Genomic DNA, 10,410 nt, shown 5'->3' with positions numbered 1-10,410 from the left:
CTTGTCGGATTCCGCGCCCTGCAGGGCCTTGGTGCCGGCGGCCTCATCTCCCTGGCCTTCGCCGTCATCGGCGACATCGTCCCGCCCCGGGAACGGGGGCGCTACCAGGGATACTTCAGCGGAGTTTTCGGCGCGTCGAGCATCCTCGGCCCACTCGTCGGCGGTTTCGTGGTCGACCACGGGTCATGGCGCTGGGTGTTCTTCGTCAACCTTCCGGTCGGGCTCGCCGCGCTCGTCGTCATCAGCCGGACGCTGCGGCTGCCGTTCCGGCGCCGTCGGTCGGCTATCGACTGGGCCGGCGCCATCCTGCTGGTCACGGGCCTGAGCGCCATCCTGCTCGCCACCCAGAGCGGGGGCAAGGACTTCTCGTGGCTCTCCTGGCAGATCGCCGCGATGATCATCGCGGGAATCGTACTGACCGGTTCCTTCGCGCTGCGCGAACGGGTGGCGCCGGAGGCCATTCTCCCACCCCGACTGTTCACCAACAGCATCTACACGGTGTCCGCGCTGCTGAGCCTCGTCACCGGGGCCTTCATGTTCGGGACGATTGTTTTTCTTCCGCAGTACCTACAGATCGTCCAGGGCGCGAGTGCCACTGTCAGCGGGCTGCGGATGCTCCCGCTGCTCGCCGGTATTCTGTTGACGTCCATCGGGTCGGGCCGACTGATCAGCGTTATCGGGCACTACAAGTGGTTTGTCGTGGCAGGCACCGTCGGAGCCACTGCCGGGCTCTTTCTGCTCAGTCATGTCAGCGCCGGCACGAGCGCGCTGGAACTCGGTCTGTGGATGTTCGTCACGGGGCTCGGCCTCGGCCTCCTCCTGCAGAACGTCCTGTTGGCCGTACAGAATTCTGTCGACCCGCGGGACATGGGCGCCGCGACCTCCAGCGTGACATTTCTGCGTACCATGGGGGGCGCGATCGGCGCGTCCGCCCTGGGGGCGGTGCTCACCGCCCAGCTGGCCACGAACATCGCCCTCCGGGTACCGGGCGCGCAGACCGGCAGCGCTGCCGCCAACCGTTTTGTCTCAGCTCCGCGCGAGGTCGCGGGGCTGGCCGCGCCGATACGTGAAGCGGTACGGACCGCCTATGCCGACTCGCTCGGCCGGGTCTTTCTGGTGGCCGTTCCGATCGGGATCGCCGCGTTCGCGATCAGCCTGTTCCTCCGGGATGCCGAACTACGCGGAGCGGCCGCCACCTCCCGGACCGACGCGTCGGGGAACACGGTGGAAGCCAGCCGTACCGACGACAGCCGCGACCGCGGACCGGGGGCGAAGCGATCGGCTGCCGGCGTGTCCGGGGAGCAGACTGTTGCTCACGCAATCGCTTTGGGGCCAGACGAAAAGATCATGCGCGTAGGGCCCGCGAAGTCACAGAAGAACCCGCCCCTCAGGGGGCACGAATCGTAGGAGAAGCCTGGAGAGGAGAACATCATGACCGTACCGGGCAGCGCCGTCGAGAAGCTCACCGGCACCTGGGCGATCGACCCCGTTCACAGCCGGTCCGGCTTCGCCGTCCGACACGCGATGGTGGCGACCGTCCGGGGCAGTTTCAGGTCCTTCGAGGGCGCACTGCGCCTCGACGGCTCCACTCCCACGGCCTCACATGCCACGATCAGCATCGACACCGACAGCATCGACACCGGGAACGCCGACCGCGACACCCATCTACGCTCCCCCGACTTCCTTGATGCCGGCACGCATCCGACGATCACCTTCACCAGCACGGGCATCAGGCCAGGAAGCGGCCAGGACAGCTACGTGGCCACCGGCGGCCTGACCATCCACGGCACGACGCGCGTGGTCGAGGTAGCGGTCGAGTTCCAGGGCAGCGCGGTGGACCCGTCCGGCCACAGTCGGGTGGGATTCGCCGCCACGTCATCCCTCAGCCGGAAGGACTTCGGCCTCACCTGGAACGCGCCGCTGGAGGCGGGAGGCGTCCTCATCGGCGACAAAGTCACGATCGATGCTGACATCTCGGCCATCAGGACGTTCTGATCAGGACCGCACAGGACCAACGGCCGACAGCCGCGCCAGCGGTCAAGAACCGCCCTGATCCAGAACCCGGGACCGCTCGGGCCGCCGGTAGGCCGGCCACACCGCGCCGGCCGGGCATCCCGGCGCACCCGGCCGGAGCCGCCCGCCGGCCGGGCCAGCGCGCGGCGGACGGGCACGGCACGAACGGCCGGGACACCGTTCGCCCTGAGCAGCGGAGCAGCGGAAAGACGCCGTGGCGCCGGGGAGCGGGAGCCGCCCAGGGCCGGCATCGAGGACTGGCGGCGCCCGGCGCGGGGAACCACTTGTCCAGGTCGGAAGGTATGAGCGACCCTGGAGATGACAATCATGATGACGACGGCAGAGACGCACCGTCACCACGGCGGAGCTTCGGGCACGGTCTGGATGGCAGGGCTCTTCCTGGGAATCGCGGTGACGGTTCTCGGCGCGCTCCTGGTCGCCCATCCCTTCGCCGCCGCGCGCACACTGGCGATCCTGATCGGTGTCGGGCTGGTGCTGGCCGGAATCATGGACATGGCCGCGACGACCCGTGCGGGTGAGGACGCCTCCGCTCTCTTCGGTGTCCTGCTCGTGATCGGCGGGATCGTCGCACTCGCCTGGCCGGGTGTCACCTTGTGGACACTGGCCCTCATCGTCGGTATCTGCCTGCTGGTGGCCGGTGCCGTGCGTGTCGCCATGGCCGGCTACGCGCACGGGCACGGACGCCCATGGGGGTGGGGCCTGTTCATCGGTCTCCTGGCGATGGGCATCGGCATTCTCGCCCTGGTGTGGCCGTCGGCCACCGTCTTCATCCTGGCGGTGATATTCGGGATCGAGCTGATCGTGCACGGCGTCGCACAGATCACGCGCGCTCTTGCGGTCCGCCGGGAGTCGCGAGCCTGATACCCAGGACCCGGATCGCCGGCCCGGCCGGCTCGGGCGGAGCCGGCCGGCTTCCACCGACATTCCCGGGCGGGGATCGCCGGGCACCGGCAGCGCTTGTGGCCGCGGCCAGAGCCGCTCCGGTCATCCGTGTTGCCAGAGCGCGGGGCCACCGGGACATCGCCCCCGGTGGCCGGCCTGCCCGACACGCTCGATATCGAACATATGTTCGGGTATCGTACTTCTATGCCCCTCCAGTGCAGCCTGTTGACCATCGGTGATCCCGAGGTCACTACCAGCCCGGCATTCAGCCGTATCCACCTCGATGGGACGTCGTGGGCCGACGTGGCACCCGGGTGGCTGCGCGGCGCCGACGACCTTTACGAGACCCTCGCCAGCGAGGTCCCGTGGCGGCAGGGCCGACGGTGGATGTACGAGCGCATGGTCGACGATCCACGGCTGTCACGGTGGTACAAGGCCGCCGAACCCCTCCCCCATCCCATCCTGGCTACTATACGTAGCTCTCTGTGCGCGCATTATCAGGTGCCGTTCGGCTCGGTCGGGCTCAACTTCTACCGGGACGGTGACGACAGCGTCGCGTTCCACCGCGACCGTGAGCTGCGCAGGCTCGGCAACACCCTGATAGCGATCGTGACGCTGGGGGCACGGCGTCCCTTCCGGCTCCGTCCACGCGGTGGTGGCGCCGGCCGGACGCTGCTCCCCGCGTCCGGAGATCTTCTGGTGATAGGCGGCCGCTGCCAGGCCGACTGGGAGCACGCGGTCCCGAAAGTCGCTTCCTGCGGCCCGCGGATCAGCGCGTCCTGGCGGTGGGCCGCGTGAGGGGCCTCCTCGTCAGCTTCAGAACGCTCTCACCGGCGCGCCTGGAGCGCGTCATCCGGCGGATGGCCCATGGACGGAAGTCACTCACGGTCGACCGGGGCCGCACCGGAGCGGGCGGCCCGCGAGCCCACGCCGTCCCCGTCGCCGGCCGGGGTGACCGGCTCCAGCAGATGCGGGCCGTTGTTACGCACGTTGCCGACCTGGGTGTCGACCGGGTAGGCGCGCAGCACTCCGGCTGGCGCGGGTCCGAGCATGCTGGTCAGCACCGCCGGATCGGCCAGGGCAGGATCAAGCCAGTGCGACCAGTCCGCCGGAGGAAGGACGACCGGCGAGCGTGGATGCAGGGACTCCAGACCGGCCGGCGCCGTAGTGGTGATGATGGTGAAGGTCGCGAGCGTGCCGCCCGTGGGCGGACGCCACAGCTCGTACAGTCCCGCGAGCGCGGCGAGTTCGCCGTCGACCGGGCGTACCAGGTACGGCTGCGCGCGCCGGGCCTCCTTGGTCCGCTGCCACTCGTAGTAACCCGTGATCGGGACGAGGCAGCGGCGGGCCCGCAGCGCGGCACGGAACGCGGGTTTGGCCGCCACGGTCTCCGCCCTGGCATTGATCATTTTGTTGCCGATGGCGGCGTCCTTGGCCCACGAGGGCACCAGGCCCCAGCGCGCCAGCCGCAGCCGGGGAGCCGGTGTCGGCTGCTGGCCCGGCGGGATGACGACCACCGGCGCCGAAGCGGTCGGCGCGACGTTGAAATTCGGTTGTACGCCGCCTGTCTCGTCACGCGCGGAGAACGACTCTGCGAGCTGCTGCCCACCCAGGGCGTTGGCGTAGCGACCGCACATGTGTTCGTAGTGTGCCAGACAACCACCCGTACCGCATGGCCTCCGCTGGTGCCCGCCCGACCTCTGGCGGGCGCCGGCGGCAACCGCCCACCGAGGCCGTGCCCATCAGAGCCGTGCCTGCCAGAGCCGTGCCCACCAAAGCTGTGTCTGCCGAAACCATGTCCGCCAAGGGCACGCCTGCCGGGAGCCCGGCTCCCGGGAGCCGGGCGTGGAGCACGGTATGCCCGCGCCACACAGTCACCGCACGGGCCACCACCACACGGACCGTTGCCGTCCGGGCGGCCGTCACACGGGCTGCTACCGCACGAGCCATTCGGCCGACATGACAAGGCAGAACAGGGAGACGAAGGCGAAGAACAGCACCCACAGCCCCGCGGGCATGCCGGTCAGCCGGGCCAGCTGATCCGGATCCGACGTCGGCGCACGTCCCCGGCTGCGGGTCCGCTGCACCTCGATGATCGGCCGCAGCCCACCGAAGAGGAGGAACCAGGTGATGGACATGGCGAACAACTGCTGGGGACGCTCCGAGGCCAGGACCGACACGGCCACGACGGTCCCGATGCTGAGCACGATGGACAGCACGCCGAAGGCGTTGCGGATGGCGACGAGCACCCCCAGGAGCAGGACGACACTCAGCCGCAGCATCAGGCTCACCTGATCGACCGCGAGCAGGGCGGCGGCGCCGAGGCCGAGCAACGAGGGCGTGATGTAGCCGGCCGCGACCGTGACGACGACGCCCGGCCCGGTCGGCCGCCCGGCCGACACGGTCACACCGGACGTGTCGGAATGCAGCCGGATACCACCGAGCCGCCGGCCGCTGCCGACCGCGGCCAGCGCATGCCCTCCCTCATGAGCAATGGTGATCACATGCCGGGCCAGCGGCCACAGCCGGCTGTCGAGCACCACGACAAAGGCGATCACAGCACCTACCAGCGCCGTCCAACGCGGCGGATCCCCCGAGCTGAGCAGATGCGTCCACTCGTCAGGCGTCGTACGTCTCCTATCCGATCGTGTCCAACCGGTACCGCTGACGGCCCCTGGGATGCCGATGTAGCTGATGCCGATGTGGCTGATGCCGATGTGGCTCAGGTGGAGCTGAGTATGCAATGCTGCGGAGAACGATCGTCGAGTGCCTGTCCGACACGGCCTGCCCGCCCTTCCGGCATGGTCTCCCGGCGGCTCGCGACGACTCACGGTACGATCGGCCAGCTACTTTTCGTGGCCGATCGAAATCGATCATCCCAACGTGACACAGTTGGGACAACACAGATAGGCGGGAGGTCAGGAGCGGGTGGCGGAACTCGTCTACAAGCCAGTGATCCGCTTCGCGCTCGGCTTCTTCAAGGCGCTCGATCTCAGGCTCGACGTCCGAGGCCAGGAGCACATACCGGCCACAGGCGGATGCGTCGTCGTCATCAACCACGTCTCCTACCTGGACTTTGCCCTCGCCGGCGTCCCGTTCTGGCGCTCCCACCGACGCCTGGTCCGCTTCATGGCCAAGCACGACGTCTTCTCCCACCCGATCGCCGGGCCCCTCATGCGCGGGATGCGCCATATTCCCGTGGACCGGTCGGCGGGCGCGGGGTCCTACCACCACGCGGTGGCGGCGCTGCGGGCCGGCGAGCTCGTGGGGATCTTCCCCGAGTCGACGCTCAACCGCAGCTTCTGCCTCCAGCCCTTCAAGACCGGGGCGGCTCGGATGGCCGTCGAAGCCAATGTCCCGGCGCTGCCGATGGCCGTCTGGGGCAGCCAGCGCATTCTGACCAAGGGGCGGCCGCGCAACTTCCGTGCCGCGCGCGGCGCCACGGTCTCGATCGTCGTCGGCGAACCGATCCCGCCCGCCGAGCTCGCACCCGCGGCGGCCGGCACCCAACTGCTCTCGGATGCCGTGTTGAAACTGCTGACCGATGCCCAGCGTGACTACCCACCGCCACTCCCGGGTGAATCGCCATGGTGGCTGCCGGCCCATCTCGGTGGCAGCGCGCCCACACCCGAGACGGTCGCCCGGGAGCAGGCCGAGTCACGCGACAAGAAGTAACGTCCCTTATACGACATCCGCGGAGACGCGAAGGTGTCTGGATCTTCCTGGAACAGCCCGAAAACACATCCGTTCCCATACCGGAAACGTCGCACCGTCAGCACATCCGAAGCGACACGAACACTTTCACCCGGTAACGTCGGAGATCCGCCTGCCCGGCAGGCCGGTACGCCAGCCGCGAGCTGAGCGGCCCCCCATCACTAATCGATCAGTCAAAAAACCCGATTCAGGCAACCCGGAGCCATCGGACAGTCACTAAACCTACCGATACCCAACGGGTTGACTTTTAAGTCACGACTGACATCTACGGAAAGAGCTGTCCCGAAGGCGACAGGCGACGGCGCACGCTTCACCTGGCCAACCGCTCACCTGGCCAACCGCGTCCCAGATGTCAACAACGGTGGCATGTCCCAATGGCGACAGCCAATGACGAGCGGGGCCACGGGCTGCAGCCGGCCCGGCGACAGGCGTCTGCGTCCCGGCCGAGCTTATAGCACGGGGCCAAAAGTAGCTGGGCGAAGGGTACTCCGGGGATTTCAGCACCACGACCGTCCAGCCCATGCCGGTGGCCCACGGGCACTCCTGGACAAGGCAAAGGCTACTGTCGGACAACATCCAGACCCCAAATGTGTCAAGGCTCTCTAGGGAGACCGGACGACCCATTGGTAACCTCAAGCACCAACAACATTTGTACTACCCCACTTGGTTCACCGGTTCCACGTTTATACAGACCTACCTGTTCGTCGTCGACGGAGGCGCCCACGATGGCTGTACAAGAGCTGGCGATGCCTGCTGCTAGCAGGGTCGGCACGGTGGTCGCGATCGGGCAGCAGGTCCGGGTCCCGAAAACCGCCGAACTCGTCGCGGCACACCTTCGCCGCCGCATCGTGCGGGGAGAGCTCGTGGAGGGCGATGCCCTCCCACCCGAGGCCACCCTCATGGAGCAGTTCGGGGTCTCCCGGCCGACGCTGCGCGAGGCCTTCCGGGTCCTGGAATCCGAAGCCCTGATCACGGTCAGGCGCGGCGCGCATGGTGGCGCGCGCGTACACATCCCGAACGGGGACATCGCGGCCCGCTACGCCGCGTTGGTCCTGGAATACCGCGGGACGACCCTTGCCGACATCCACCAGGCCCGCGCTGTGATCGAACCACCGTGCGTGGCGTTGCTGGCGGAGAATCGCGCCCAGGAAGACCTGGACAAGCTCCGGCTGGCGGTGAGCGAGACAGCGGCCGCCGTCAGCACCGACGACCCGGGCCAGTACCTGCAGGCCGATCTCGCCTTCCACGTCCTGCTGGTCAAGCTTGCCGGGAACACGACGCTGTCGGTGCTGTCAGGGATGCTGCGTCACATTCTCGATCTCGCGACGCTGTCCCACCCAGGCCCGGAACGCAGCGCCGAACAGCGGCTCGCCAGCCGTCGGCGCCTCCTGGAGCACGAGCGGGTCGTGGACCTCATCGAGGCACGTGAGGTCAGGGCCGCGGAAGAGCTGTGGCGCGCGCACCTGCTGGAAACCAGTCAGGATCTGACCAACGGCCCGGTCGCCACAACCGTGCTCGACCTGCTCGGCTGACCCGGCGAGGTCGTCGGTACCACGGCTGCTGGTCCGTTCGCGGCCCGGGCAACCGGGCCTGCCACGGCCCAACCCGCCTGCCACGGAATACGGATCTCGCACACGAGAAAAAGATCTCGTCATTTTCGGTCGACAGCCGAATAGGGCATATCATTTATCTGTTTTTGCGAGAATCGGCTACCGATGGGCCGACGGAAGCCGTCCCGGAACGAGACGGCTGTCGCATGTCGTCACAGTTGGGGTGAGCTGTTCGCCCGTTCCAGCGCGGCCGCCCGCGTCTCGAAGGGGCCATCGGCGAGCAGGCCGACAAGCGACCAGCGGACGGCCCACCAGCGGTGTCCCTCATCACAGACAACCTGGGCGGCATTACCGGGACAACGGATCGGATCAGCCTGGGCCCGCCGACGACCGGTAACGCTCCGATGCCTGAAAGATGAATAGTGCAGCGCCGTCAATGGTCCGTCCACTCCTCGGTGCGCGGTGCCCGGTCATTCGACCATCCACCGACGGTGCGGCCCCACGCCACACCACTCAGGCAGAGTTGCATCCATCACCGGTGTTGTCAAAACACGTACCGTATCCACGCTATGACACCGACAGCTTCAGCCCGACACACATTGCCGCCGGTATTCATATGAACACAAAGCGAATTGGATATACCATGACCGGCAGGCAGGTCAGGAACGGCATTCCCACGTCGCGAAACCCGCGGGAATCCGCCGTCCAGATGATCGGCCGGCCCGAGAGCCGGGCCGCCGCGCGAGGACAGGGCCCGAACGGAAGCACACTCGATCACCCAGCCCGAGAAACCGGCTGGCACACGGGGCTGGAGCCCGGACAGGAGCGGAGCCAGCCGGCCAACTGGCCCGTCGTAGTAGGCGCCCGGGCGCGGATCAGCGTAGCGGGTCGAAAGGCTCGAGTTCCACCGGCAGGCGGCCGGTGACAAGCGCCTGCGCCACCAGCTGTCCGCTGACCGGCCCCAACGTGATGCCCCACATACCGTGCCCACCGGCCACGAACAGCCGTGGGGATGTCGTCCGACCGATCACCGGGAGACCGTCCGGCGTGCAGGGACGTGAGCCAACCCATTCCTGCCGCCGGGAGGTCAGCTCCACACCGGCCAGCAGGGGGCGGACCGCGTCGACGATCGCGGTGATGCGACGCTGGTCCAGCGGCGCCCGAGGCTCCCGGAACTCCATCATCCCGGCGATGCGCAACCGGTCACCCAACGGCGTACAGGCCACCCGCTGGGCCGGGAAGTACAGCGGGCCCGCGGGCACGGTGTGAGCCGCCACGCTGAAGCTGTACCCTCGCCCCGCCTGCACTGGGAGACGGACCCCGAACGGGCGGGCGAGCTCGCTCAGCCACGCGCCACTGGCGACGACGACCGCGTCGAACAGTGCGCTGTCCCCCGTCGAGAGCTCCAGGGCCATGTCGGTGCCACGGTCACGGATCCCGCGGACGCCGACGCCCTCCCGCAGCTCACCGCCGCGCGCCCGGACGCTGTCGGCGAGCGCCGCCACGAAACGCCCCGGGTCGCAGAAACGCTGGCCGTCGATGCGGACCGCGGCGTTGATCTCGTCGGTCAGCGCCGGTTGCAGGGCCCGCGCCTGCGCGCCGCCGAGCAGCTCGAAGTCGACCTTCTGGCCCGCCGTGCGGATCTCGGCGAGTTCGGTGACCAGCGTCTCCCGCTCACGCGCGCTGCGGTAGCAGGCCAGGAACGGCTCGGCCGGGGACGTCGACACCCGTACTCCCCCGGCAGCAAGCTGGTCGAAGGCCTCGAACGCCCTGCGGTTGACCGGCGCGAGGTGTTCCATCGCCGCCCGCCAGCGCCGCGCCGTGCTGTTGCGGGCGAACCCGGCGAGGAAGCGGGCCAGACGCGGATCCGCGCGCGGCGGCACGTACACCGGGGACGCCGGGCTCACCACGGCGCGGACGCCGTAACGCAGCACCGCCGGTTCCGGCAGCGGTGTGGCCAGGCTCGGTGTGACCCACCCCGCGTTGCCCCAGGACGAGCCGGCCGCGACATGCTCACGTTCGAGCACCGTGACCTGGGCCCCATGCTCCTGCAGGAACCACGCGGTGGACAGGCCGACCATGCCGGCACCCACGACCCCCACCCGCTCGGGCGCGCGGTACCGGGACCCGATGACAGCGCTGGCCGCCGGGACGGTCACCGAGCCGGAGGAACGACCGTCAGAACGGTTGGTCACGCCACCTCACCACCCTCGCTGTCCTGACACCCTCA

Annotated in this window: 9 protein-coding genes; 6 read left to right on the top strand and 3 right to left on the bottom strand. The window is 68.7% G+C overall.

The window, feature by feature from the left end; all coding sequences use genetic code 11:
• The 4 genes from NBW84_RS10285 to NBW84_RS10270 form a co-directional block, all read left to right on the top strand.
• On the top strand, positions 1-1,407 hold a 1,407-nt coding region (locus tag NBW84_RS10285; RefSeq protein WP_250283976.1), incomplete at its 5' end, for an MFS transporter.
• A 24-nt stretch (positions 1,408-1,431) separates the two neighbouring features.
• Complete coding sequence (locus NBW84_RS10280) at positions 1,432-1,995, top strand: YceI family protein (RefSeq protein WP_250283974.1); 564 nt, start codon at positions 1,432-1,434, stop codon at positions 1,993-1,995.
• 345 nt (positions 1,996-2,340) lie between these two features.
• The gene (locus tag NBW84_RS10275) at positions 2,341-2,895 is read left to right on the top strand and encodes a DUF308 domain-containing protein (RefSeq protein WP_250283972.1); all 555 of its coding nucleotides are present in this window, start codon (positions 2,341-2,343) and stop codon (positions 2,893-2,895) included.
• A gap of 225 nt (positions 2,896-3,120) precedes the next feature.
• Positions 3,121-3,714 carry an alpha-ketoglutarate-dependent dioxygenase AlkB gene (locus NBW84_RS10270; protein WP_250283970.1) on the top strand — a complete coding sequence of 198 codons (594 nt, stop codon included), beginning with the start codon at positions 3,121-3,123 and terminating at the stop codon, positions 3,712-3,714.
• An 80-nt stretch (positions 3,715-3,794) separates the two neighbouring features.
• Here NBW84_RS10270 and NBW84_RS10265 read toward each other — a convergent pair whose 3' ends face one another.
• Positions 3,795-4,553, bottom strand: a complete 759-nt coding sequence (locus NBW84_RS10265) for an SOS response-associated peptidase (RefSeq protein WP_250283968.1) — start codon at positions 4,551-4,553, stop codon at positions 3,795-3,797.
• A gap of 297 nt (positions 4,554-4,850) precedes the next feature.
• Entirely contained in the window at positions 4,851-5,474 is a 624-nt protein-coding gene (locus NBW84_RS10260; RefSeq protein WP_250283966.1) for a M50 family metallopeptidase, read from the bottom strand.
• 370 nt (positions 5,475-5,844) lie between these two features.
• On the opposite strand from NBW84_RS10260, the gene NBW84_RS10255 reads away from it, so the two are divergent.
• Together NBW84_RS10255 and NBW84_RS10250 are read left to right on the top strand one after the other, a co-directional pair.
• Positions 5,845-6,591: a lysophospholipid acyltransferase family protein gene (locus NBW84_RS10255; RefSeq protein ID WP_250283964.1), complete on the top strand. Its 747-nt coding sequence runs from the start codon at positions 5,845-5,847 to the stop codon at positions 6,589-6,591.
• 764 nt (positions 6,592-7,355) lie between these two features.
• Positions 7,356-8,162, top strand: coding sequence for a FadR/GntR family transcriptional regulator (locus tag NBW84_RS10250; protein ID WP_250283962.1), 807 nt, complete (start codon positions 7,356-7,358; stop codon positions 8,160-8,162).
• Between the two features lie 893 nt (positions 8,163-9,055).
• Here the strand turns inward: NBW84_RS10250 and NBW84_RS10245 are convergent.
• Positions 9,056-10,375, bottom strand: coding sequence for an FAD-dependent oxidoreductase (locus NBW84_RS10245; protein WP_250283960.1), 1,320 nt, complete (start codon positions 10,373-10,375; stop codon positions 9,056-9,058).
• Positions 10,376-10,410: the final 35 nt, after the last annotated feature.

The organism is Protofrankia sp. CiP1_Cm_nod2 (genome assembly GCF_920664355.1).
GTDB lineage: Bacteria > Actinomycetota > Actinomycetes > Frankiales > Frankiaceae > Protofrankia.
Note: the sequence above shows the minus strand (reverse complement) of the source record. Positions and strands in the feature narration are given on the sequence as shown.